General features: G+C 48.4%; 25 protein-coding genes. 13 read left to right on the top strand and 12 right to left on the bottom strand.

The window, feature by feature from the left end; genetic code table 11:
- The first annotated feature begins 439 nt into the window (after window positions 1–439).
- From C2U43_RS29440 to C2U43_RS20655, 11 genes are all read left to right on the top strand, one after another.
- On the top strand, window positions 440–601 hold the full coding sequence (locus C2U43_RS29440) for a hypothetical protein (RefSeq protein ID WP_158240159.1): 162 nt from the start codon (window positions 440–442) through the stop codon (window positions 599–601).
- On the top strand, window positions 570–2,024 hold the full coding sequence (locus C2U43_RS20705; RefSeq protein WP_158654557.1) for a DEAD/DEAH box helicase: 1,455 nt from the start codon (window positions 570–572) through the stop codon (window positions 2,022–2,024). Before C2U43_RS29440 ends, C2U43_RS20705 begins: the two co-directional genes overlap by 32 nt.
- A gap of 306 nt (window positions 2,025–2,330) precedes the next feature.
- Window positions 2,331–2,711: a hypothetical protein gene (locus tag C2U43_RS20695; RefSeq protein WP_101827211.1), complete on the top strand. Its 381-nt coding sequence runs from the start codon at window positions 2,331–2,333 to the stop codon at window positions 2,709–2,711.
- Window positions 2,704–2,913: a hypothetical protein gene (locus C2U43_RS20690; RefSeq protein ID WP_046883285.1), complete on the top strand. Its 210-nt coding sequence runs from the start codon at window positions 2,704–2,706 to the stop codon at window positions 2,911–2,913. Before C2U43_RS20695 ends, C2U43_RS20690 begins: the two co-directional genes overlap by 8 nt.
- Window positions 2,903–3,235, top strand: coding sequence for a hypothetical protein (locus C2U43_RS20685; RefSeq protein ID WP_102004720.1), 333 nt, complete (start codon window positions 2,903–2,905; stop codon window positions 3,233–3,235). Before C2U43_RS20690 ends, C2U43_RS20685 begins: the two co-directional genes overlap by 11 nt.
- Window positions 3,236–3,878: 643 nt before the next feature.
- Window positions 3,879–4,103, top strand: a complete 225-nt coding sequence (locus tag C2U43_RS20680; RefSeq protein WP_045890506.1) for a hypothetical protein — start codon at window positions 3,879–3,881, stop codon at window positions 4,101–4,103.
- 3 nt (window positions 4,104–4,106) lie between these two features.
- Window positions 4,107–4,484 carry a hypothetical protein gene (locus C2U43_RS20675; RefSeq protein WP_057173257.1) on the top strand — a complete coding sequence of 126 codons (378 nt, stop codon included), beginning with the start codon at window positions 4,107–4,109 and terminating at the stop codon, window positions 4,482–4,484.
- Between the two features lie 18 nt (window positions 4,485–4,502).
- The gene (locus C2U43_RS20670; RefSeq protein ID WP_103285721.1) at window positions 4,503–5,540 is read left to right on the top strand and encodes a major capsid protein; all 1,038 of its coding nucleotides are present in this window, start codon (window positions 4,503–4,505) and stop codon (window positions 5,538–5,540) included.
- Window positions 5,541–5,675: 135 nt separating this feature from the next.
- The gene (locus C2U43_RS20665; RefSeq protein ID WP_057173259.1) at window positions 5,676–5,876 is read left to right on the top strand and encodes a hypothetical protein; all 201 of its coding nucleotides are present in this window, start codon (window positions 5,676–5,678) and stop codon (window positions 5,874–5,876) included.
- Window positions 5,869–7,725, top strand: a complete 1,857-nt coding sequence (locus C2U43_RS20660) for a hypothetical protein (RefSeq protein ID WP_103285720.1) — start codon at window positions 5,869–5,871, stop codon at window positions 7,723–7,725. The genes C2U43_RS20665 and C2U43_RS20660 overlap by 8 nt, the downstream gene beginning before the upstream one ends.
- Before the next feature lie 29 nt (window positions 7,726–7,754).
- Entirely contained in the window at window positions 7,755–8,429 is a 675-nt protein-coding gene (locus C2U43_RS20655; protein ID WP_103285719.1) for a phage baseplate protein, read from the top strand.
- 19 nt (window positions 8,430–8,448) lie between these two features.
- On the opposite strand, the gene C2U43_RS20650 is transcribed toward C2U43_RS20655, so the two are convergent.
- The 5 genes from C2U43_RS20650 to C2U43_RS20630 all read right to left on the bottom strand — a co-directional run bounded on the left by C2U43_RS20650 (window position 8,449) and on the right by C2U43_RS20630 (window position 14,519).
- Window positions 8,449–9,732 carry a tyrosine-type recombinase/integrase gene (locus C2U43_RS20650; RefSeq protein ID WP_103285718.1) on the bottom strand — a complete coding sequence of 428 codons (1,284 nt, stop codon included), beginning with the start codon at window positions 9,730–9,732 and terminating at the stop codon, window positions 8,449–8,451.
- Between the two features lie 366 nt (window positions 9,733–10,098).
- Window positions 10,099–11,280, bottom strand: a complete 1,182-nt coding sequence (locus C2U43_RS20645) for a MalY/PatB family protein (protein WP_103285717.1) — start codon at window positions 11,278–11,280, stop codon at window positions 10,099–10,101.
- 12 nt (window positions 11,281–11,292) lie between these two features.
- Window positions 11,293–12,744, bottom strand: coding sequence for a Na+/H+ antiporter NhaC (gene nhaC, locus C2U43_RS20640; protein WP_008783827.1), 1,452 nt, complete (start codon window positions 12,742–12,744; stop codon window positions 11,293–11,295).
- Between the two features lie 153 nt (window positions 12,745–12,897).
- Entirely contained in the window at window positions 12,898–13,902 is a 1,005-nt protein-coding gene (locus C2U43_RS20635; RefSeq protein ID WP_008783828.1) for a LacI family DNA-binding transcriptional regulator, read from the bottom strand.
- 167 nt (window positions 13,903–14,069) lie between these two features.
- Window positions 14,070–14,519 carry a GNAT family N-acetyltransferase gene (locus tag C2U43_RS20630; RefSeq protein WP_032942441.1) on the bottom strand — a complete coding sequence of 150 codons (450 nt, stop codon included), beginning with the start codon at window positions 14,517–14,519 and terminating at the stop codon, window positions 14,070–14,072.
- A 124-nt stretch (window positions 14,520–14,643) separates the two neighbouring features.
- On the opposite strand from C2U43_RS20630, the gene pdxR reads away from it, so the two are divergent.
- Both pdxR and C2U43_RS20620 read left to right on the top strand, forming a co-directional pair.
- On the top strand, window positions 14,644–16,113 hold the full coding sequence (gene pdxR / locus C2U43_RS20625; protein ID WP_103285716.1) for a MocR-like pyridoxine biosynthesis transcription factor PdxR: 1,470 nt from the start codon (window positions 14,644–14,646) through the stop codon (window positions 16,111–16,113).
- Between the two features lie 192 nt (window positions 16,114–16,305).
- Window positions 16,306–17,019 carry a GNAT family N-acetyltransferase gene (locus C2U43_RS20620; protein ID WP_048236034.1) on the top strand — a complete coding sequence of 238 codons (714 nt, stop codon included), beginning with the start codon at window positions 16,306–16,308 and terminating at the stop codon, window positions 17,017–17,019.
- Between the two features lie 52 nt (window positions 17,020–17,071).
- Here C2U43_RS20620 and cbdX read toward each other — a convergent pair whose 3' ends face one another.
- From cbdX to hyaC, 7 genes are all read right to left on the bottom strand, one after another.
- The gene (cbdX, locus tag C2U43_RS20615) at window positions 17,072–17,161 is read right to left on the bottom strand and encodes a cytochrome bd-II oxidase subunit CbdX (RefSeq protein WP_003830863.1); all 90 of its coding nucleotides are present in this window, start codon (window positions 17,159–17,161) and stop codon (window positions 17,072–17,074) included.
- A gap of 13 nt (window positions 17,162–17,174) precedes the next feature.
- Window positions 17,175–18,311, bottom strand: a complete 1,137-nt coding sequence (gene appB, locus C2U43_RS20610; protein WP_057068765.1) for a cytochrome d ubiquinol oxidase subunit II — start codon at window positions 18,309–18,311, stop codon at window positions 17,175–17,177.
- Between the two features lie 11 nt (window positions 18,312–18,322).
- The gene (appC, locus tag C2U43_RS20605) at window positions 18,323–19,867 is read right to left on the bottom strand and encodes a cytochrome bd-II oxidase subunit 1 (RefSeq protein ID WP_103285715.1); all 1,545 of its coding nucleotides are present in this window, start codon (window positions 19,865–19,867) and stop codon (window positions 18,323–18,325) included.
- Between the two features lie 87 nt (window positions 19,868–19,954).
- A complete protein-coding gene (locus C2U43_RS20600) occupies window positions 19,955–20,812 on the bottom strand; it encodes a hydrogenase expression/formation protein (RefSeq protein ID WP_103286017.1) in 858 nt (285 codons plus the stop codon).
- The gene (gene hyaE / locus C2U43_RS20595; protein ID WP_103285714.1) at window positions 20,812–21,213 is read right to left on the bottom strand and encodes a hydrogenase-1 operon protein HyaE; all 402 of its coding nucleotides are present in this window, start codon (window positions 21,211–21,213) and stop codon (window positions 20,812–20,814) included. Before hyaE ends, C2U43_RS20600 begins: the two co-directional genes overlap by 1 nt.
- 5 nt (window positions 21,214–21,218) lie before the next feature.
- Complete coding sequence (gene hyaD / locus C2U43_RS20590; RefSeq protein ID WP_008783836.1) at window positions 21,219–21,800, bottom strand: hydrogenase 1 maturation protease; 582 nt, start codon at window positions 21,798–21,800, stop codon at window positions 21,219–21,221.
- The gene (gene hyaC, locus C2U43_RS20585; RefSeq protein ID WP_032942451.1) at window positions 21,797–22,531 is read right to left on the bottom strand and encodes a Ni/Fe-hydrogenase b-type cytochrome subunit; all 735 of its coding nucleotides are present in this window, start codon (window positions 22,529–22,531) and stop codon (window positions 21,797–21,799) included. The genes hyaD and hyaC overlap by 4 nt, the downstream gene beginning before the upstream one ends.
- Between the last annotated feature and the right edge of the window lie 18 nt (window positions 22,532–22,549).

The following is a 22,549-nucleotide window of genomic DNA, read 5'->3' as shown; positions in this document are numbered from 1 at the left end:
CAGGTTGATTGTGCAATGTAGCGTAGCTACAAAATCGGCTCACTTGCATGAAGAGCCGGAAATGATACCCTCCCTTGAGTTGCCGTCTTATCCTATTTATTAAAATCTGTTGACAGTAAAATAATTTCGTGATACGGGTTGACAAACGTTATTAAAATAGTGTACTATGGTAAGTATGAAGGGGAGAAAACCTTCTGAAACTTTTCAGCCCTGGGCGGGGTAACTGCCTGGGGCTTTTTGCATCCAAAATTCGAAGGAGGTAGTTATTGAAGTATTACAGCAGTGACCAGGTGTTTAATGATCTGGTGAGTGGTAAGGTGAAACGCCACGTTATTTACGCATCCATGCAAGCAGCAAAATCGAGGGAGTATACAGACCGAATGAAAATGTTCGTTGACGCTCTCGCCCGTTATGACCAACACCGAAAGGAAATTAACCAATGATGAACATTCGTTTTAGTCCAGAAGTTTACGAGGCACTCCGCGAAGCCGCCACAATTAAAGGCGTAAGTATTCCGGCCCTGGTTAACTCCATTGTCAAAAATAACATCCTACAACAAGAGGAACCTAATGAACCAAAGAAGAAGAATAACCTACGTTGATGCAATTTGCGGATCTGGAAAATCCACCACATTACAGCACTACATCAATTCAAGTTTATTAACAAATTCCGAAGCAATTCCACCTCGTTATCTCCTGGTAATGCCAACACATGAATTATGTGGACAGGTGAGGGAGGAACTCAAAGACAGACGGGTTAAGAGTTATCACGTAGACACTGAAACAGAAGCAGTGAATCACCTGGTGTCAACTCTGGAGAATGACTTCGAACACTCTGTAATTATCTGCACTCATCAATGTTTCATCCATTATTGTTATCGTGCAGAATTCGAGCCTGAATTACAAAACCTCCTGAAAAATTTCAGTGTGGTAACTGACGAAATCCCTGATGCAATGTTTGGCGCTTACATCAAAGTGCAGCATACTGATCGGACGGAAGAAAACTTCCCATTCCTGGAATGGCTGGAAGAGCGGGACGGATTGTTATTCCTGCGTGAAGATTGTCGGGATGAATTTTATAAATACTGGCATGAAAAACAGGCGAGCGGTGCTGAGTTAAAGCGCCTACTCTGGGCGATTATGCAAGGTGCTGGACTTCTTTATGAAGAAAATAAACACCTGTTTGCATTTACTGCGTCACCAATAATCAGATCGGTAGAATGGGCTGAACAATTTACACTCTTAGGTGCTGGCTCTTCTCGTAGTTTGTTTGTCTGGACTGCTGAAAATTTGGCGAAATACGTAGTAGAGGAAGCTGGTGAACATCTACAGCCACCAATTGAAAGACGTAAGCACAAGCGTGTGCCGATCTCTCTGGTCGCCGTATGTGAGAACAGATGCACCTTAACAGCATTGCAGAAAGTGTTTCAGGAGCATCTACAGGAAATTATCCAGCGTGTGCCAGGAGAATTTATCTTTGCCACTAACAGGGATAAAGCCTTGTGTCAGTTTACTACGATAGGAGATGAAATTCTTTCAAATTCTGCCCGTGGTGAGCGTGTTTCAATGGCTTCCTATGGTCTGAACCATTACCAGCACATTCACAATGCTGTGTTTCTTGGATGCAGCAATCTTGATCGAGATTTCCAGGGTAAATGGCGGCAGTATGCGGAGCTTAACGGATGGGATGTTGAAGAATTTGAACAGAAGCAACGAGCCGCGATGAATTATGAACGGTGCTACCAGTTTATTAGCCGTACATCTGTACGTAATGCTGACACTGATCACCCTCTGGTGTTCGTAGTTCCGGATCTGGCTACTGCTGAATACATCAAAGAGCATTATTTCCCAGGTGCAAAGATTGAATGCTTCAACTTTGGTAAAGTGAGGAAGAAGCGAGATACATCGAAGGGTGACAATACACGCGCCGAAATACAGAAGCATAAAGCTAACGGACTAACCCAGAAGCAAACAAGAGAATTAATGAATGTGGGAATTGCCACTGTTAAACGCAACTGGAACTAAGGAGGACTAATTGAACAATAATCTATACCTACTGAACGAAGATACAAAGTTTCAACTTGGCTGTAACGAAGTATGCAGACGAATTTATTTACACATCGCCTCATTGCATAGAGAGAATGGAACATTCCGTTCCAGCATTAAACAATTATCAAGCGCTCTGGGCTACAGTGAATCCGGTGTTAGGTATTGGCTATCTCTGATGCAACAAGCCAATGTTATTACGCTCACTCGTAAGAGCAACTATTATGATTTTGATGTGTCTCACAATGTCTCTTTCATCACCTCTAACAATTAACACGGGGTGCAATGAGTAAAAAAGAACGTAATACTATCACCCGCCTTGAGCGAGAGAACGTAAACAGAATCAAATCATCCCGCCTCTACATTAAATCTCTTGAGGAAATCCCAGGGGAATTAATAGAACACGTTGAAGAAGTACATTCAACACCGCCCTCTGTGGAAGAGTGGGCCGCGTTAAATGATCTTCTCGAAAGCTCGAGCGGAGTGTATTACAAACCACGTAAACGCAAAGTTTATAGTTGGGATGATTCAAATTTAAAGAAATGGCAAGTTTTGGGCTTTACCTCTTTATGCCATTACCTCAATTTCAACGCAATGAATAACACCGTAGCCGGAGTGAGAGAACTTGACGGCTTATTTTTAACGGAGAATGACAACTATGATTGAAGAAATCACACAACACCCACATTTTAAAGAACGAGTTGAATACGTAGAATACCTATTCGAACAAGCCCTCTCTCTCGAAAAAGAAAATAAAATAGAAGAGATCTCACTTATCATTGATGTGCTGGCTACAGAGGCCGCGCCATTCCTGGCAGGGATTCAGGCTATCAAAGGTATTAAGGAGCGTATGCAAGATGCAGAATAATCACCCTGAATGGCTAACAGACGTCCTGCACCAATTCCACTATGAACATCACATCCCACTCCTGGAAGCCGTAAACACTATGCAGCAAGACAAAACCCCACAAAGCCTGATGCAGGTGGTGGCGCTTATGATGACAGCTTGTAGCGAGTTAGGGAGCATCTCTACAGCTTGTATGCAGGTTGAAGGGCTACAGGATGATCCAGCATTGCTGGAAGAGCTTAACGAACTTGTAGCAAGTATTCAGGATGTTAAAGATCAAGTGGATGAAATTATTGAAGAATTCAAAGCCTCTGGCATTGCAGAGGAATGCGCTATAACATAAATGTTTAGAAATTGATTGACAAATTGTGCTTTTTGTGTCATAATGGAGTTATAGGGTAAGTATTCGAATCACTTCTCCCATAGATGGCTATTCCTCCCCTTGTAGGGATAGCCCTCTTCTCTAAAATCATTCCTCTTGATTTTTGGTTGTGTTCTTTATTGCTACGTTTCGTTTGTTTCTGGCAAGGATTCTCCACTGCTTTATTTATTGCCTCTTCTAAATAAATAGAGGGTATCCGGTGGAGAACACCTTCCCTTTGAAAGCAATAATTCACAACGAGTGATTTTATAGAAGAGCAATTCCGCTCTTTACAGCTATTACTTTGTTTATAACAACGTGTAGTTGTCAGACGACATTATTTAAATGAATGGGAAACTGTTTCATGTCTACATGATTAGGTGTTTGAATAATGGTTTGCCTGTAGCTTACAGTAATGTAAGCACCCCTCTTATTAATTATTGATCTTCCCGAAAGGTTGAGTAGTTAATGAGATTCCACTGACTATTATTGCTAATGTGTAAACACTTTTAATAGTCTGGGCTGGATTTACTCCTAAGATTGCCAGCCTCCCCCATAAGCCCCTTCACTGGGGTTTATTTTTATCTCCTATAAACAAAAAAGTTACGATTAAGGAAACTTCTTCATGTTTCTGATGAACTATGACCGCGTGATCACTCACAAATCCTCTTCACTTGTCCTCACTGAAAAGATGATGAAACAGGCGGCGCATGTATTAGGCGTAAGTGTCGAAGAGATTCGACAGGCTACAGAGAAATTCTGGCCTACAGCCACGATCACAAAATCAAATACCCCTCACCCATCATCAGGGCTTGAGGAACGATTAAAACTATTAGCAAAAGGAAAATAACCAATGCAATTTGGAACATTTGAAACTCTTAACGGGAATAACAGCCACGCCCGTTATAAAATCATCGCTCACGCAAGTGATGCAATTATGCAGGATAAGCTGATCCGTGTGGAATCCGGTATTCCTGCCGATCTTATTGTTGGCGACCTTGTAGACGCTACAGGTGCGAAAGCTGCCACCCCTGGTAACATTGCGTATGTTGTCGTAGAACCTGCAAGCGCTGGTGATAAGGCGTTTATTGTAGCTTCTCCAGAGCATACTATTTTAGCCCTGGTTGGCGTTGAATTTGGAAGCCTGAATAAATCTCTGGCTCAAGCGCAATTAGCGACTCTTGGCTTTACTTTCACAGACTACGACACCGTAGCTCTACGCACCACCTAATTAAGGATAATAATAAGAATGGCTTATTCAGATTTATTTTCTGGTAACATGTACGACTTTGCCAGCCCGTTTACATTCTCTACTCAACTAAACCAGATTGTAACTAATCTTGGATTATTCAAAATTGAGAACCACGATGTTAACTCAATCGCTCTTGAGAAAATCACAGATGTGAAAAATCTCGTTGCACCTGAAAAGATGCCCTATGCACAGTCAGATTGGAACAGTGCAGAACGCCCAGAATTTACCAATGCCCTCTATCAGCTTAAATACACTAACTCCCTTAACTCCGTCACCTCTCGTGACCTTGAGCAGTATAAAGCGCGTGGAACCGTAGACACTGCTGATCAAATTACCCTCGCAATTAGTGATTTCAGCGATGCGCAGTATGCACAGGTGAGCAACACCGTAGAGGTTGACCTTGTAGAGGCACTATTAGGGCTTCGTGTACAGTCACAATACGCCGGACAGGGCAATTTAGATTTCCTCGCAGGTGGCAGTAAAACCACCTACACGATGGACATTAGCGCAGACGTTAACGTATTCCAGCAACTAAGCGAGATCGGACGAATCCAGAATGTTAAACTGGGATCAGCACTTGCACAGGCTAAACAGGGTGTAGTGATCCTGGCTTCTGGTAAAGCTGCCGTAGCGCTTCGCTATCATCCGTCAGTGAAAGATTTCATGGTGTATACGCTTCCTCTGGAGCAGGGCGATAACTTCTACACCCGCACGAAAGGCGCAAATCCTGCTTTTGAAACCTGGACTCTAAACGGCGTAACCGTGATCGACGTGACAGGCTATAGCCTCATCACTGACAAAATCGGGGTTGATGGCTTCGTGAGTATTCCTGTAATGACTCCAGAATCAAACGCTTACGTTCTTCACTCTGGTGTTGGTGTTCGCCATGCGACACAAGGCAAAGGCGCGGATCTGTATCACCAGTATGTGATTGTTGATCAGCGTTGGGGCTTCCCAGAAGTGGCTACAGAGTGTAGCTATCTGCCAATTGTTAATGTTCCACAAGCGATCATTTTCGGTAGCGTCGCAGAATAATGAGCGATAGACGTTAGCTCTTCACGTCTGGAAAATAACAGAAGAGCTTTTAATCAGGGGGCGTAGGGCACTGGAACACGCAAAGCAAATGCGCCAGCCCTTGCCCCTTTTTTATTTTCAGCGTGAGGAAAGAGTATGTACTTAATTTTGAAATCTAACAGAGGGCTACATGTTCAATTATCGGCCTCTGATGCCGAAGGGCTATTGAATGTTGCTGCAATGTGCAGATTATTAGATGTTGACTATAACGGCGTGAGACAACGTATTTTTCGTGGTGAAACTGTAGAGCAAGCGATTCATCATTTTTTAGATCAGAAAGGCGGTGCTGATGCTTGAGATTAACACAAGTTCTATCAAGAACACGGTGACATTCAGCGTTGACCGTAATTCTATGAAGACAGCTCTTGATGCTTTTGACCAGATTCAGAAGAAAGCGAAAGGTATTAAAGACCCCACAATAAACATGAAGAGATTCAGCCAGGGGCTAAAGTCTGCTGAAAGAGAATTAGATAAGCTGAATAAGAAAGCCTCTAAGCCTCGTAGCAACGATGAACGAGAAAAGGCAAGGGCAGCGAAGGCGCAAGCCCGTGTGGAAGCCCTGGCAGCAAAAGAGGCCGCGAGAAACGCACAGCGCCGTGAACGGGCAGAGTTAAAATTGCTCGATACCGCGAGCAGCTTTAAATCAATGCAACATCTTACCAATGTTGAGCTAACCCAGGCTGCATTACAGGCCAGCAAAATAACCCGCAGTTATGCTGATGGAACGATCAGCCTACAGCGTCAGAACAGTGAGATTAAGCGCTTACAGCAGGGTTACAGACGCATTAACGCTGAACGTAGGCAAGCAGCTAAACGAGGCGCTACGGCTCCCGCTGGCGGCTCTGGAGCGATTACAGGCGGCTTGATGGGATTAGGCACTGGTGCGCTTGCTGGCGCTGGTATTGGTGCGGCTGCGTATGGTGCTTATTCATGGGGGAAAGACGCTGTAACGGCACAGGAAGAGCGTAGCGAGATTGTACAGCGTGCGAAGCTGGGCGGGGTGGATTACAACGTTTTGCAGGCACTTTCGCAGTATGCCACGGCTAACGGTATTGATTCCGGTATGGGAATTCAAGGGCAGCGTAAGCTACTGGATAACGGAAAAGACATTTCAGAAAAGCTGGCAGACAGCTACACCAACAGCACCTTTGATAAGAAGTCTGGACAATGGAAAGGTGGAAACGCTGCTGTAGATACAGCCCTGAACATGGGATTCACAAAAGACGATCTGAAATCCTACCAATCCAATCCGTTTGGCTTCGTTTCTGCTTACACTAACACCATGCAGGGGAAAGGCTATTCACAAGAGCAAATCCTTCACAACCTGGAAGACCTTGCAGACGATTTAGGCTTGTATCACAAGGCATTTTCTAATCAGGGAAAAGCGATCACTGATCAGGTGGACGTGCTCAAGCGTAACGGGCAATGGTTGAACCAGGAACAACAGGATCAGCTTGTTGCATACCGTAAGTTTAATCAGGAAATGGACATTCTAACTGATAGCCAGAAGTTGGCATTCTTTGAAGGGTTTATGGACTCTCTCGACCCTGAAACGGTGAAAGAGTGGAAACAAGCCATGCAGGACGCTTTACCCTTCTTTGAGGGTGTCGGACGAGCGGCGGGGGATGCTGCCGTAGGATTGCTGAAACTCTCCAACTGGATCACTGGTAAGCTAAACCTTCTTACTGGTGACAACAGCACTAAAGAAGCGGTGAGCCAGCATTACGGCACTACGTCAGCACCTGTACATGCGGGAAGTAATCCTGTGGCTAACGCTTATGGAGCCAGCCAGCCTAAAGCGGATGGTCATGAGCATAATGTATTCGATACTTTCCATGATTGGTGGAACGGGACAAGCGACGCTAAAGACGTGAGCAACTACGCGCAGAGCGCCAACGGTGATTATTCTCCTGTTTCTATGCTGAAACAATCAGCAACCATTACAGCGACACCGCCAGCTAATAATACAGTGGTGCAGCCAGTGGTATTACAAAATAATCTACCGGAAGGAATGATCTCTCTCACTATTGCCCCTGATCCGACATTCGGAAACATGCTAAATGCGAGCGTAGATCAGCGTATTAATCAGAACAATCAGCGCATGGTACTTGCTGTTTCCTCTGGACAATCATCAACGGGCGGGTAATACCGCCTATTCTCAAGGAATAAGAATAAATGGCAACACCAGGTAGTTTAACTATTGGGGGCGATTCTTCCCGAATCAATTCAACCTCAAACAGTAATAACAGCAGCTCTACACGTACCAAAGGTGAAAACGGATTCACTATCCTTGCATCTGTTTATAATTCAGCCTCAGATAACTACATTCAGAATTATCAAGCTATTGTGTTTGATGCTGTCACAGATACGGGAATACGCAGACAGGCAGACATTACAAGCTATCCCGTCGAGAGCGGGGCAGAGGTGAACGATCACGTTCAGATTAAGAATAATACATTCAAGCTATCCGGTATTATTACCGAAACTCCGATAAGGTTAGAGAAAGACCTCTTATACAGTGCTGGTGTAAATGGTACTCGTATTTCTCAGGCTATCCAGTATCTTGATAAAATCTTTGATAGTCGTCAGCCTATTACATTAGTGACAGAGCACAAAGTGTACGAGAATGTTATTCTCTCGGGCATCTCCTACGATTATAAATCTGAATACGCGATGCAATTCGATCTTGAATTTGAACAGATCAGACTTGTTAGCACTGCTACAGTTAATGTAATTGCTATTAAAACGCAGGGGAATAAATCTGTAGGCGGTACGGTGAAACAAAGGGTGGTGAATAATGCACCTAAGAAAACTGAATCTGACACTGTTACTACGGAGTTTAAAAAATAAGGGGCTTGCGCCCCTTTTTTCATTTGTAGCTTATTAGCTCAACATAACTCTGCAATTCTTTCACGATACGCTCAGGAACGGATTTAGAATACGTCTTGAAAGACTCCGTTTCTCCAAACGAGTGACCCGCGAGCAAGGCAATACGAGATTCATCCACTCCAGCGGCGTTTAGCTTGCTGATCCATGTGTGGCGGTACGAGTGAAACACCTTGTTTTCACTATCCGGCAGAATGTCACGTTTAAGCCGTCCAAAGCGGTTTACATGCCAGCTTGAGCGCTTCCCGTCCTCTCTCTTAGTGATGCTGGCACGGTAGAACAAAAAGCCGTTGTAGGGCTTCTGACAGCGTTCCAACACCATCGGCAGGATTTTAGAGGCAATAGGAACAACCCTGGCAGCGTTTGAGGTTTTCCCTTCCTGCACATGGAAGAGGTGAACATTGTCGATCACAATAATGTGCTCTGGCTTCAAATTGCAGATTTCCCCGATCCTCATTCCGCTGTAAGCGGCAATGCTTGCCACATCGAATAATTCCCCCTCTCCGGCTTCCTGTAAGCCTCTCAGAAGGGCGATCACATCCTGATCGGTGAATGCTTCATAACTTTCTCTGCTCTTTGCTGTGTTGAGCTTATGCCCTCTGAAAGGGTTTTTTTCAAGCGGCGGGGCATCGTGATAACGGGCAGCGGCAAGATCGAGGATTCCAGCCATCGAAGAGAGGAAATTAGCCTGTGTTTGTATGGCTCTACCATTCTCTTTCATGTAGTCACACCATCCGCTTACGGTAGTACGGGTAATGTCACTTAGCTGAATGTCGGAGCGTTTTAGATAAGACAGAAACACGGTAACGGCTCGTTTATCTTTTGACAGTGTGCCAATCTTCTTAACATCGGCATTTTGTAACAGATACACATCCAGCATACCTACCAGTGAAGGGCAGGAGGGCGCGAGCTTGTTAGCCTTGTTATTATTGGGTGTTGCGGAAGGTTCCCGCCTGCTATTTCTTGTTTCTGCACTTTGTGCCACTGGTGACGCTCTGGCATACTTCGCCACGCTTTGGAGATAGCTGATCGTATCCTGAATGCTGTCAGGCTTTGGCGGTGCGGCTAACTCTCTCACTCGTTCGTATTCAGTCACTATTGCATCCCGCTTGCGTCGTGCCACACGGAGATCGCTTGTCTTGAGACTTCGAACAAGAGTTTTCTTGCCTCCGAAAGCGTCATGCAAATACGCCGGAAGCACTATCCGGCAGTAATACACGCCGTAAGCGTCTGTTATCAGATAGCGATCATCTTTGTTTACTTTCATGATTTCCCCGTCTAAAGTGTCGGGGCGTTTATTCTGCTAAGAATGAATGGCCTTTAAGAAAGTGTGAAATAGCTCAAAAATCATTCGGTTGCGAAGGTCGGCAGGTGATGACCAGACACGAAATTTATTGAGTGTTCGACTCCTATTATCGGCACCATTTCAAACTCTTCTCAAGTCTACCGAAATCAACGCAAAGCCCGTTTACTGCGGTTTTCAGCGCACATCTTATTTTTCGGGTAACCTGCACCACGTTCTCCGCATCGCCATTCTTGGTTGGTAGTTCAGAGGCCGTTAATCAGGCCTCGTCGAAATGGCTGATAATATCGAGCGGCCCTGTGCCAGGGCCGATTCGTTTACTGAGCAGATTCAACAGGATGTAAATGCAATACGCTTCAAGCCCTCTACCGCTTTTTCGAGGTAGGCGCGTGGACATCCCATGTTCAGGCGGATAAAACCTTTTCCAGCAGGACCAAAGCCATTTCCCATTGAAGGCGCAATACCGGCAACATCAAGCATTACCCATTTGAGCTGCTCATCATCCAGTCCAAGCGCTTTGCAATCTATCCACAGTAGATACGTTGCCTGGGAAGGAACAACCCGAGCCCATGGGAGATATTCATCAATTTGTTGAATAAACCAGCGTCGATTTTCAGCCAGATAGCCAAGTAAATCGTCTAACCATGGTGCACCATGTTGCCATGCAGCCGTACTCGCCTCGACGGATAGCGCATTGAATACATCCAGTCCATGTGCATCCAGACGGCGTAAAAAGTGTTCACGCAATGCCGGTGCCGGTATCAGAAAATTAGCAATACGCAATGTCGACAAACCAAACGTTTTACTGGCTGAAGTAGCTGAAATTACACGCGAATGCCAGCGTTCTCCCAGATGCAGAACTGAAGTAAATTGTTCTCCAGGAAGCAATAAATCTGCCCATATCTCATCAGACAGCAACGTCACATCATAGGTCTCGCATAGCGTAAGTAGCTGTTCCAGCTCCTGTGCAGACCAACAACGACCGGTTGGATTATGCGGATTACATAAAATCATCAGCGGCGGACGTTCAGTCCGGAATAACATTTCCAGGTGAGCAAAATCCATTTGATAACCGGTAGCCGGGTCCTCATACAACGGATTTTCCAGCAGCTGTCTGCCGTTCAGAGAGATAATTTTAGCGAATGAACCATAATAAGGCCCCTGAACGACCACGCCTTCACCGGGTTGACTTAGCATTTGTACGAGTAGCGATAATCCCGGAACAACACCTTCAATACTGCAGATCCACTCTTGCTTGATTTCCAGCTGATGCCGGGTTGAGAACCATGAAATTAATGAATCAAAGTAGCTTTGTGGTCGTTCGCTGTAACCAAAAATACCGTGCCCGACGCGGTGAGTTAAAGCCTCCTGAACAGCGGGCGGGCAAGTAAAGTCAAAATCAGACACCCACATTGGCAACAGTTGATGTGTATCCTCGCCGAAATATCGCGCCATAAAGTCCCATTTCAGCGAGGCGGTATCGTGACGATCGATAATCTTATTAAAATCCATTACATGCTCTCCCTATTCTGTTGCCGTAATATTTTTTTCTGTTTCTGCCACTGATGGCGCCTTCGCAATACCGATTCCCGTGAAACCGTAAATCAAGGCGAAGAAGATTGCGGCATAGCACTGAATCGCCCATGGCAATAAATCCAGCGTGCTCACTCCTAATGTCGTGGCCATATAAACTCCGGCAGCGGTCCACGGCAACAACGGCTCAATGACGGTGCCAGCGTCTTCAATGGTGCGGGACAGATTTTTGGTATCCAGTCCCATACGACGATATGCGTCTTTAAACAGTTCAGCTGGAACCAGAAGAGCCAGCTTGCCGTCGCTTGTCGCTCCGGTCACCAGAAGGGTGGTACCAATGGTTGCCGCAATTAACTGACCGACACTGTGAATGACCGTCAGTAAGCGGTTAATGATAATGTTGAGTGCGCCGGTTAACGTTAAGGCACCGGCAAAAGAGAATGCGCAAAATACCAGAAGGATAGTGCTCATCATTGAGAACATTCCGCCGCGGTTCAGCAGGCGCGGAACATCTGCAATAATGCCCTCACTCCCTTGCGGGAACATAGTAATGTTGAATCCATCTATAAAGGCATCCAGTCCCTGCTTGATGCTGAGTCCTTGCATGACAACGCCCAGAATCAGGGCTAATACGCATGCACTCAGCATTAAAGGAATGACCGGCTTTTTACGAATCGCGCCCCACAACACAATAACCGGTGGCAAAATCAGAATGATATTGAAGTGGTATAGCGACTCCAGAGCGTTGACAATATCGGTAACCCGTTGCGGCGTGGCGACCTCGCCCAGCATATTGCTGTGGCCGGCAATAAGATAAACCACGGCGGCAAGCAGAAAGCTGGGAATGGTGGTCCATAATAAGTGCTGGATATGCTCGAAAAGGGTGGTATCTGCAACAATGGCCGCAAAGTTGGTGGAGTCTGACAGCGGCGATATCTTGTCACCGAAGTAAGCGCCAGAAACAACGGCACCTGCCGCTGCTGCCATCGAAACATCCAGTCCGGCGGCAACGCCCATCAATGCTACGCCAACCGTTCCGGCGGAACCCCAGGAGGTTCCGGTACACACCGATACGACGCTGGTCAAAAAGAATGCGGCGATGAGAATGTATTCGGGGCTGATGAGTTTAAGTCCCCAGTACACCATGTAAGGGATGGTGCCGCTGAACATCCATGTACCAATCAGGCCGCCGACACAGATAAGAATCATGATAACCGGCATTGCTTTGGCGAGTTTATCAACCACCGAATTAATGATGTCTTCCCAGCAATACCCTTGCCACCAGGCCATACCCGCGGCGACTGCAGCAGAACATAGCAACAAAGGCTCAATACGTAGCCCCATGATGCCGTAGCCAATAATTAACAGCAGTAGCATGGCTAAAATAGGGATTACTGCCAGTCCAAATGAGAGTGTTTTTTTCTGATTTTGAGAGGCATTCATTCATGAATCTCCAGTCTGTAAGGTCGCCCAAGAGTAGAGAACACCCTTTTGCCTGACTGTGATCGCTCATTGGCCCTCATGTAAGCGATTACATGAAGACGTTAAACTTGAAGTCGATCACAATTCAGGGGCTTGACGATTTACGCATTGATTTCAGAGAGAGGGGGGAAGAACAGAATCGCGGATTACTAAATCCGCAGTGAAACTATTCACGCTGGGACGCTGGGTTGCGCCCTTAAAAAGCTGTATCGCCAGCTGCGAAGCGCAGCGAGCCATGCGCTCAACGGGATAATGCATTGTTGTGAGTGCGGGGTAGAGATAGCGGGCCATCACCACATCATCAAATCCAACGATCGAAAGCTGCTGCGGAAGTGTAATTCCCTGCTGATGGAGGATGCGCATAATCCCGGCAGCCATTACATCATTAAACGTCACTGCTGCGGTGAAAGGAATGCCGCAATTAAGCAGCTGGTGTGCAGCGCGTTCGCCACCTTCTTCATTAAAGGGCACGCTAATCACCCAGTTTTTATCTGGCGTAATGCCATATTCGGCCAGCGCCTGGCGATAACCTTCCAGCCGCTCACGGCGATCGATAATCGGTAAATCACTTGTCACGCAGGCAATACAACGGTGCCCCTGTTCCAGGAGATGTAGCGTGGCTGTTTTAGCTGCTTGACTATTTTCCAGCCACACGCAGCGATTGGCCATCCCGGCAATATAGCGGTTCACGACCACCATGGCGGGAAAATGAGCGGCATATCGCAACAGTTCCTTTTCAGACAGCCTACTGGCATGGACCACAATAGCTTCGCAGCCCTGGTTTATCAGGAAATCGAGTCCTGATTTTTCCATTCCTTCATCGTGGCCACCGCTGCATACCATCAGCCGAAATTGCTGCTGGCGTGATACTTCTTCCACGCCTCGGGCAAGCCTGGCAAAAAAGGGATCGGCAAGGTTGCCGGTCAATAACCCGAGCATGTCACCGCTGCGTTTCGCTAATGCAATAGCGGCGGCATTGCGATGATAGTTCAGTTCGCGCATGGCTTTTTCAACACGCTCACGCGTCACGGGTTCAACCCATGCGGTTTGATTAATAACACGTGAAACTGTTGCGGTGGACACTCCCGCTAACTCTGCAACATCCTTTATCGTTGCCATGCTGGCTCTTTACCTTTTTGATTCTTAAGAATTTGCTTATCGCTGGTTTTTTTCCTTATCTTATTCAGGTTGGGGGGATTTGTCACCGAGACATCCTCTGAGTATATCTACTCAGAGGCTTATTTTTAGTACTGAATAATTAAATACTATCCTGAGTATTATTATCCTTACATACGATATTCGATCATCCCGCTCTTTTGGGCCACCCAGTCATACAGTCGTTGTCCGCGGAGATTGGTTTCATGCGTATGCCAGTATAATCTTGACGCGTGGTGTTTTTTGGCTTGTTGTTGGACATACTCGATAAGCTGTTTACCGATATGTTGGCCACGTACCTCTTCGCTAACAAATAAATCTTCGAGATAGCAATAGTTGGATTCTGCCCATGTTGAACGGTGAAAGAGATAATGCACCAGTCCCACTATTTTTCCATCATATTTGGCAACAGCACAATAAACAGGTTCGCTCGGGGTAAGGAAACGCTCCCACGTTAATTTTGTTACTTCATCTGAAATTTTAGTGCGATAAAATGTTTGATAGTTTATCCATAAAGGAAGCCAGCTGGCGTAGTCTTTTTGTTCTGCACTTTCAATAGTGACGGTATTCATGTTAGTCATATATATCCTGATATTTTATACGAGTAATGTGTTAGTATGATGATACTAAGAACTTTATAAATTCTCGTAAAGAGACACTTTCGATATATTGATAGGATCCACTTTTAGTATAAAGGTTAATACAATGAAGAAAAACAATGCGCCTTTATTTCAAGGATTTGTTTTAGGAAAAGGCGCGGTTAAGGAGCAGGTTTACCACATCCTCCGCGATCACATCCTCGAAGGGCGATTGCCGCCAGGAACAAAAATGCCGTCAACCAGGGCATTGTCCGAGATGATGTCAATTTCACGAAACTCAGCGATCGCCGGTTTTGACAGGCTATTAGATGAAGGGTATATCCTGACCCGTAAAGGGTCTGGAACGTATGTCTCACATAATATTCCGGATCGGAGTATCAGCAATAGCTATCCAAAGATGGCGTCGGGGGACGTCGTCTCGCCTGATGAACAGGTTCACAGTCGAAATAATCCTGTTCGCGATTTGTGGTCAAATGAGTATGAAGGGCGCGGCATGAACCGCCTATTTGCGGTTGGTGTCGGGTGTACGGATCTCTTCCCGCATGCGTTATGGGGAAAGCTACTGCAACGTGTCTGGAGACAATCCCGGCATCAACTGGGCGCTCACACTCATCCTTGCGGGTACTTTCCATTGAGAAAAGCGGTTTGCCGCTACATTAAAACAACGCGTGGAGTGAACTGTAACGAAGAACAGATAATCATCGTAAATGGTATTCAACAGGCATTGAACATTACTGCACGAGCATTGCTGTCGGCAGGAAGTGACGTTTGGCTGGACGACCCGGGTTACAAAGGCGCCCGCGGAGCCTTCATGTCAGTTGGCGCGATGGTGAGGCCCGTACCGGTAGATAGCGAGGGAATGAACGTCCGCTATGGTATTGATCATTTTCCTGACGCTAAGCTGGCCTATGTCGTCCCGTCGGATCAATATCCATTAAGTGGAACGTTGAGTTTATCCCGGCGTTTTGAGTTGCTGGAATGGGCGAAGTTGAATCAGGCATGGATATTTGAAGATGACTATAATAGCGAGTTCCGTTATGCCGACCGTTCTTTACAAGCTCTGCAAGGATTAGATCAGAATCAACGCGTAATCTACGCCGGAACATTTTCTAAAATGATGTACCCGGAATTCCGTTTAGGTTTTTTAGTTGTCCCGCCGGGTTTACAAGAACAAATTATGGTGACGAAATATTTTTCCGATCTTGGCACCAGTTATCTTGAACAGGCTGTGATGGCGAATTTTATTGAGGATGGTCACTATGCCAGTCATGTGCGCCGAATTCGTAAGGCATGCTATGAAAGAAGAACTGCGCTGGTCAATGCTATTCAAGAATACCTGGCTGATAAAATGATTGTGCAGCCTTCTGACTCTGGCGTCCATATTGTGTGCTGGCTACAAAACGGATTAACCGGAAATGAAGTTGAGGAGCAAGCCAGATTACTAGGGATGGGAATACTATCACTAAGTCGTTATTACCAGAGCGATGTCTCACGACAGGGGATTTTGATTGGTTTTGCAAATCATCCGGTAGAGGCAATTGTTGATGGGATTCGCCGTTTGGCTCAGGTTATTTAAATTATAATTTATTCAGCTCTTAGCATTAATGCAGTAAATACGTTTCTTTCGCTACGGGCAAAAATATAGTGCCTGTTTTTTGTACAATTAAAGAGTGTGGATCCGTTAAAAACACGCATTGTGGTTCTTTTGGGCCGCTCAGTTTGATCATACCCTGCGCTGGTTTAGTTCTGTTTTGTAAGAGGTACAGATATGCCGGGCGTCTTTAATCAATTCCAACAACCCGTAGGTATGACTTTGTCTGACTGGAAAGGCGCACCCTTTCCACAGGCTCAGCAAATTACAGGTCGCTATTGTAAGCTTGAGCGCATTAACACCGAACGCCATGCAAAAGAGTTGTATGAAGCGTACTGCGAAGCAAGCGATTGTCGTGACTGGACATATCTGGCGGTCGGACCTTTTGAAACTTTTGATGCCTTCCTGGTTTATTTAAAACACATGGAAGAACAGACAGATCCGATGCATTTTGCCGTGATCGATTTAACCAGTATGAAACCTGTTGGTACGTTTGCTCTTATGCGGATTGATCCCGCAAATGGTGTGATTGAGGTAGGGCATGTTTCTTACTCCGTACGCATGAAACGCACGCGAATTTCAACGGAAGTCATATCATTGCTTTTAAAGTACGTTTTTGAGGATCTGGGCTATCGCCGTTTTGAATGGAAATGTGATGCCTTCAATGAGCCTTCCCGTAGGGCGGCGGAGCGCTTTGGCTTCAGTTTTGAAGGTATATTTCGGCAGGCTATCGTTACCCGGGGTCGTAATCGAGATACCGCATGGTACTCAATCATTGACGGTGAGTACCCGATACTTCGACCTGCCTACGATCTGTGGCTCGATGAGCGTAATTTCGATAGCCAGGGACGGCAGATTCGGCGCCTTGGCGAGCTGATGGAAAGGGGATAAAAACGCTCCCCGAATAAACCGGGGAGCCAGAAAGCGTAGCGCACGCGCAGTATTATTTCTGCCGCGACTCCAGCCAGACCAGTGCCAGCGTGGAGAGTGCGCACATCAGCAGAATGCCGACAAACCAAAACAGATACCACATCGTACGGTCCTCCCTAGTAAAGTTCGTGATTGTGGCGGCGGATCGTTTCTACATTGATTCGTCCCAGCATTTTGTAATAACTCCACACGGTATAAAGCAGAACGATCGGTAGAAAAATCAGCACAATAACCAGCATGATACTGAGCGTCATCTGGCTGGAGGTACTGTCCCACACCGTCAGGCTAGAGAGCGGATACGCGCTTGAAGGCATCACAAACGGAAACAGGGTGATTCCGGCGGTGAAGATCACGCAGGCCTGGGTCAGTGAAGCGCACAGAAATCCCCATACGGCCCGACGTTGCCCGCAGGCATAGATCGCGAGCATCGGGAACATCATGCCAAGCAGCGGAATAATTAACAGCAGTGGTGACTGATAAAAGTGCGCCATCCACGCGCCCGGTGAGGTCGTTACCATTTTTAATAGCGGGTTGGAAGGACCATTCGGATCCTGGCTAAGCAACACATAGCCGTCGATCCCCGTCCATAGCCAGTAACCGGCTAACAGAAAGCAGAGCACGACCAGCATTGCGCTACGACGGGTAGCAGAGAGCGCACGTTGGTGAAGAATGCCGTCGGTCTTCAACTGGAGCCAAACACCCCCTTGCAGAATAACCAGCATCAGGCTTAATGCGCCGCACAGTAGCGCAAAGGGTGAGAGTAACTGCCAGAAAGTGCCCAGGTATTGCACATGAAGCTGTGGTGTGAAGATAAAAGGCACGCCCAGGAACAGGTTGCCGAACGCGACGCCGAAGATAACAGGAGGGACCAGGCTCCCGATAACCAACCCGGTGTCCCACATAGCACGCCAGCGTGCATTGGCTATTTTGCCGCGATAATCAAAGGCCAACGGGCGAAAGAAAAGAGCACACAGCACCAGGATCATTGCCACATAAAACCCCGAAAATGCGGCGGCATAGACCCGCGGCCAGGCCGCGAATAATGCACCACCCGCCAGAATGAGCCACACCTGGTTACCTTCCCAGTGCGCCCCGACGCTATTGATTAACACCCGTCGCTCATCATCGTTTCGCGCGATCAGCGGTAACAGGCAGCCGACCCCCATATCAAACCCGTCAGTGACCATAAAGGCCACCAGAATGATGCCAATCAGCAGCCACCAAATGAGCCGCAACGTTTCATAATCCAACATGATTGTCTCCTTTATCCCTGTTGTTGCGTTGGTTGCTGGTTATGCATTGCATCTGGACCAAGGCGCGCGTATTTCTGCATCAGGTAGACCTCAGCAATTAAAAACAGGGTGTAAAGCGTGAGAATTAGCCCCATCGAGAAGGCCAGTTGGCCTGCGCTCAGCGCGGAATGGGCGTACCATGTCGGCAAAATATCCTGAATCGCCCATGGCTGGCGGCCAAACTCCGTCATAAACCAGCCAGCTTCGATGGCAATCCACGGGAGCGGCAGGCTCCATAGTGTCATGCGCAGTACCCAGCGATGCTGGTCGATACGCCAGCGTAAGGTCTGTATCAACGCAATCGTCATCACCAATAGCAGCAGCGAACCGCATGCAATCATGATGCGAAAGCTCCAGAACACGGGGGCCACTTGCGGAATGGTGCCGCGTTGCGCGGCCTGATATTGCGCTGGCGTAACGTGGTTCATGTCAGGCGCGTAGTTCGCCAGCAAGATGCCGTAACCCAGATCTTTCTCCACAGCGTGAAAAGCGTTCAGTACCTGAGGCGTGCGGTTACCTTTGGCAATTTCCTGCATCAGTAACCATGCCTCCCGGCCCCGCTGCAGGCGTGGGAGCGCGTCCGCCATCAGGTTTTTCAGCCCCGGAACCGGCGTATCCAAAGAGTGGGTCGCCAGAATACCCAGCAGGGCCGGTATTTTCACGGCAAAGGCGTTACGCTCTTGCTCCTGCTGCGGCCAGGCGATGACATGAAAGGGCGCGGGGGCCGGTTCGGTTTGCCATTCGCCCTCCATTGCCGCCAGTTTTACTGGCTGGAGCCGGGCGACCTCAAAGGCTGAGCTATCACCCAGTTGTAGCGTGCCGAGGATAGCCAGCGTGCCAAAGACGGAACCCACCGCGAAGGAGCGCCGGGCGAACTCGCGATTGCGACCACGCAGCAAATACCAGGCGCTGATGGACATCACAAACATGGCGCCGGTGACATAACCTGACATCACGGTATGCACAAATTTCACCTGGCTGACGGGGTTAAAGACCAGCTCGCTAAAGCTGGTCATCTCCATGCGCAGGGTATCAATATTAAAGTGAGCGCCAGTTGGATATTGCATCCAGCCGTTGGCGTTGAGGATCCACAGGGCCGAAATGTTAGAGCCAAACGCAACCAGCCAGGTCACCAGTAAATGCTGATACTTGTTTAAGCGCTGCCAGCCAAAGAAGAACAGCCCCACGAAGGTGGATTCAAGAAAGAAGGCCATCAAGGCTTCCATCGCCAGCGGGGCACCGAAAATATCACCCACATAGTTGGAATAGAGCGACCAGTTAGTACCGAACTGAAACTCCATGGTCAGGCCGGTTGCCACGCCGAGCGCAAAGTTAATACCGAATAGCTTTCCCCAGAAACGCGTCATGTCGCGGTAGACTGTTTTGCCGGTCACCACGAACAGGGTTTCCATGATGGCTAGCAAAAAAATCAGCCCCAGCGTCAGGGGAACAAACAGAAAATGGTACAGCGCGGTCAGCGCAAACTGCCAGCGCGATAGGTCAATGACGTCCCACATGCGAACTCCATCAGGCATTAGAGAGTGAATAGGTAAGAAAAAAACGTCAGACCCGCAGTAGACAAGTACGCGGGTCTAAAGAGGGGATCAGGCAGGCGGGCCGGATGCCAGCCAGCCGCAGACTTCATCCAGCCGCTCGAGCGAGTCGAGCAGATCTTCCGGTGCGGCCAACACCAGTTCCGGCAACGGACAGATCTCATAACTCTCAAGCAGAAGCCCTTTCAGGGTATCCAGACAGCGAACATGCCAGACATGGCGCAGCGTCGTGGCGTCGATTTGGCTCTCGCCGTAGCCGATGGTGCGGATTTGAATGTGCCCTTCGCCGCACAGGCGGGCGAGGAACAGGCGATCCGCGTCGCTAATCGGCAGTTGGGTGAGGTTAATGCTATGGGGTTGCGCTGCCGGATCGCGCACGTGCGCCAGCAGTTCCTGGGCCAGCGTCAGGCCATTCATCAACCCATCTATAGGCGGAGGCAGCAGGCTATCGTCCGGCAGCGTATTGATTGTTGCCGCCTGCCACAGTGCTCGTGGTGCGCTGCCTACTTCCAGATGTTCCTGCCATTGCCCCTTGTCATCCTGACAACGCACCCGCCAGATACCGCAGAAAATCGACTCCTGAATCTCGCTCGCCCTGCCGTCAGCATGCTGAATGCGCACGGAAACTTCGCCTTCGCCGAGTAGCGTATTCAGAAAGGTGAGATCGTCTGCATTGAGCGAGGATAAATCCCATCCCAGCACATCCTGTTTGGCGGGAATTCTCTGGGTGAGCTGGTGGCGCACATCGGCTAACAATGCCATCACCGCCGGGCTGTGCGGACAGTTTTCCAGTGTTGCCATGCTGGGGTCGCTGTTGACCTGGCAGGTGAGGGGCAAGGGATTCATGCTGAAGCAGTCATCACCTGGCTGCGTTCCTGGCCCCAGCAGATGAAAAAAGGAATCGCTCATCATGCAGACTCCGGCGGTATACGTTCTTCAACGAGGGGACGCATCAGGTTGAGCAAGTCGGCCCACGGGTGGATACCGCTGAGAATGCCGCGCAGCTCACCCTGGGTAAACACCAGGGTAGCCGGAAAACGGAACACGCCAAAGCGATCGCCGATCGCCTCGCTGTGTTCAAGATCCGCCATGGCGATGTGCCAGTCAAACTGGGGAAACTCGCGGAGCAACTCGGCAATCATGACCGGGTTATCGCTGACTTCCGGTGTACGGCGGGGATCGCTACTGAGCAGGACCACGCCATCATGCACGCGGGTTATCCAGTCATCCAGTTCAGATGCGCTCAGCGGTTGCCAGCCCTTAGCCAGCATTCGCTGCCATAGCGCAGAAAACGGTTGGTCATTCAACATGTTAATTATCTCTCCAGCGTTACGCGATACTGGCGAATACGCACGCCTTCATAGTTTTCCATCGACAGGCAGTCATAGTTCAGGCAACGCGTTTCATCGCTTATCTGTGGCGCAATGCCCCACGCGGCCAGTTGCGTAAGCGCGGCCTGTTCCGCCGCCGGGAGCTGAGCGCGCGCGATGTCGGTCAGGCTGCCGCCATAGTCGTCCAGCTGTACCGGCTGTAGTCCCACCAGAGCGATGTGCGCGGGGAGATGGCCGCGAATATCCGCCAGAGCCAGCACTTCAGAGAAGCTGTTCTGATGCAGACTCATTTTTTTAGCGCTGAGGTAACTCGGGACTTTGTCTCCGGCGTAAGTTTGCAGGGTTCCCGGCTCAAGCCCGTAGTCGATGGCGTCAAGCAGCAGCAAATGGCTGGCCTGCTCAACGTAGCCCAGCAGATTCAGTCCCTGCGTGCCGCCGTCAACAATCTCTACCGATTCAGGCCAGTGATAATGGGCGTACAGGCGCTCAGCGAGGCGAATACCAAACCCTTCATCTGCCCACAGCAGGTTGCCTAAGCCCATCACGATGACGTTAGGTTCGCTCATGACGCCTCCTTATCGTGCTGACCCTTAGGAAACTTATGACTACGAAAGCCGTTAATCATGGTTGAGATGACGGTCTCGTCAGACATGATGTCCTCACGAATCGCCATATACACATGGCCTACGATGAAGGCGGCGATGAACCACATCCCTAACCGATGCCAGCTGTGGATATCGAGAGAGTTCCCGCCGGTCCAGTAGAAAAACTCCGTCACATAGCGGAAAGGGGTAAAAATGGCGTACTGGCTATGTTCGCTGTATAAGGCAAAACCGGTGAGGATCATAAAAACGGAAAGCAGGAAATAACCGCACATCGCCGCCTGTGCGATGGGGTTATGACCGATATCATCTCCCGGTTTTTTTTCCAGAAACAGATACCAACGCACCACAGAATACGCACCCTGCCACCAGCTGCGCCGCCAGACCGGCACGATAAACAGTTCGCGTGAATAACGGTTACCGACGAAGGCCCAGTAAATGCGCATCAGCAGTATCACCGTGAACACCATGGCGGCGGCGAAATGCACCAGCCGAATGTCGCCCATATAGAACAGATAAGTGGCCTCACCGCTGACCGACGGCAGCGGTCGGCCAATGAAGTATCCGGTCACCATCAACACCAACATGCAGCCCACCGTCAGCCAGTGCCACAAGCGTACTGGCGCTTCAAACACATAGTGGCTGGTGGCGGTATCACGCGCCTCCCCGACGCGTGGGGATGTTTTTCCAGTCATCGTTCCGTTCCTTAACGC

Source organism: Citrobacter freundii complex sp. CFNIH9 (assembly GCF_002903305.1).
GTDB classification, from domain to species: domain Bacteria; phylum Pseudomonadota; class Gammaproteobacteria; order Enterobacterales; family Enterobacteriaceae; genus Citrobacter; species Citrobacter portucalensis.
Note: the sequence above shows the minus strand (reverse complement) of the source record. Positions and strands in the feature narration are given on the sequence as shown.

Coding starts and splice junctions, on each gene's coding strand:
- C2U43_RS29440 (WP_158240159.1), top strand. CDS start 440: ATGATGAACATTCGTTTTAGTCCAGAAGTTTACGAGGCACTCCGCGAA.
- C2U43_RS20705 (WP_158654557.1), top strand. CDS start 570: ATGAACCAAAGAAGAAGAATAACCTACGTTGATGCAATTTGCGGATCT.
- C2U43_RS20695 (WP_101827211.1), top strand. CDS start 2,331: ATGAGTAAAAAAGAACGTAATACTATCACCCGCCTTGAGCGAGAGAAC.
- C2U43_RS20690 (WP_046883285.1), top strand. CDS start 2,704: ATGATTGAAGAAATCACACAACACCCACATTTTAAAGAACGAGTTGAA.
- C2U43_RS20685 (WP_102004720.1), top strand. CDS start 2,903: ATGCAGAATAATCACCCTGAATGGCTAACAGACGTCCTGCACCAATTC.
- C2U43_RS20680 (WP_045890506.1), top strand. CDS start 3,879: ATGTTTCTGATGAACTATGACCGCGTGATCACTCACAAATCCTCTTCA.
- C2U43_RS20675 (WP_057173257.1), top strand. CDS start 4,107: ATGCAATTTGGAACATTTGAAACTCTTAACGGGAATAACAGCCACGCC.
- C2U43_RS20670 (WP_103285721.1), top strand. CDS start 4,503: ATGGCTTATTCAGATTTATTTTCTGGTAACATGTACGACTTTGCCAGC.
- C2U43_RS20665 (WP_057173259.1), top strand. CDS start 5,676: ATGTACTTAATTTTGAAATCTAACAGAGGGCTACATGTTCAATTATCG.
- C2U43_RS20660 (WP_103285720.1), top strand. CDS start 5,869: ATGCTTGAGATTAACACAAGTTCTATCAAGAACACGGTGACATTCAGC.
- C2U43_RS20655 (WP_103285719.1), top strand. CDS start 7,755: ATGGCAACACCAGGTAGTTTAACTATTGGGGGCGATTCTTCCCGAATC.
- C2U43_RS20650 (WP_103285718.1), bottom strand. CDS start 9,732: ATGAAAGTAAACAAAGATGATCGCTATCTGATAACAGACGCTTACGGC.
- C2U43_RS20645 (WP_103285717.1), bottom strand. CDS start 11,280: ATGGATTTTAATAAGATTATCGATCGTCACGATACCGCCTCGCTGAAA.
- nhaC (WP_008783827.1), bottom strand. CDS start 12,744: ATGAATGCCTCTCAAAATCAGAAAAAAACACTCTCATTTGGACTGGCA.
- C2U43_RS20635 (WP_008783828.1), bottom strand. CDS start 13,902: ATGGCAACGATAAAGGATGTTGCAGAGTTAGCGGGAGTGTCCACCGCA.
- C2U43_RS20630 (WP_032942441.1), bottom strand. CDS start 14,519: ATGACTAACATGAATACCGTCACTATTGAAAGTGCAGAACAAAAAGAC.
- pdxR (WP_103285716.1), top strand. CDS start 14,644: ATGAAGAAAAACAATGCGCCTTTATTTCAAGGATTTGTTTTAGGAAAA.
- C2U43_RS20620 (WP_048236034.1), top strand. CDS start 16,306: ATGCCGGGCGTCTTTAATCAATTCCAACAACCCGTAGGTATGACTTTG.
- cbdX (WP_003830863.1), bottom strand. CDS start 17,161: ATGTGGTATCTGTTTTGGTTTGTCGGCATTCTGCTGATGTGCGCACTC.
- appB (WP_057068765.1), bottom strand. CDS start 18,311: ATGTTGGATTATGAAACGTTGCGGCTCATTTGGTGGCTGCTGATTGGC.
- appC (WP_103285715.1), bottom strand. CDS start 19,867: ATGTGGGACGTCATTGACCTATCGCGCTGGCAGTTTGCGCTGACCGCG.
- C2U43_RS20600 (WP_103286017.1), bottom strand. CDS start 20,812: ATGAGCGATTCCTTTTTTCATCTGCTGGGGCCAGGAACGCAGCCAGGT.
- hyaE (WP_103285714.1), bottom strand. CDS start 21,213: ATGTTGAATGACCAACCGTTTTCTGCGCTATGGCAGCGAATGCTGGCT.
- hyaD (WP_008783836.1), bottom strand. CDS start 21,800: ATGAGCGAACCTAACGTCATCGTGATGGGCTTAGGCAACCTGCTGTGG.
- hyaC (WP_032942451.1), bottom strand. CDS start 22,531: ATGACTGGAAAAACATCCCCACGCGTCGGGGAGGCGCGTGATACCGCC.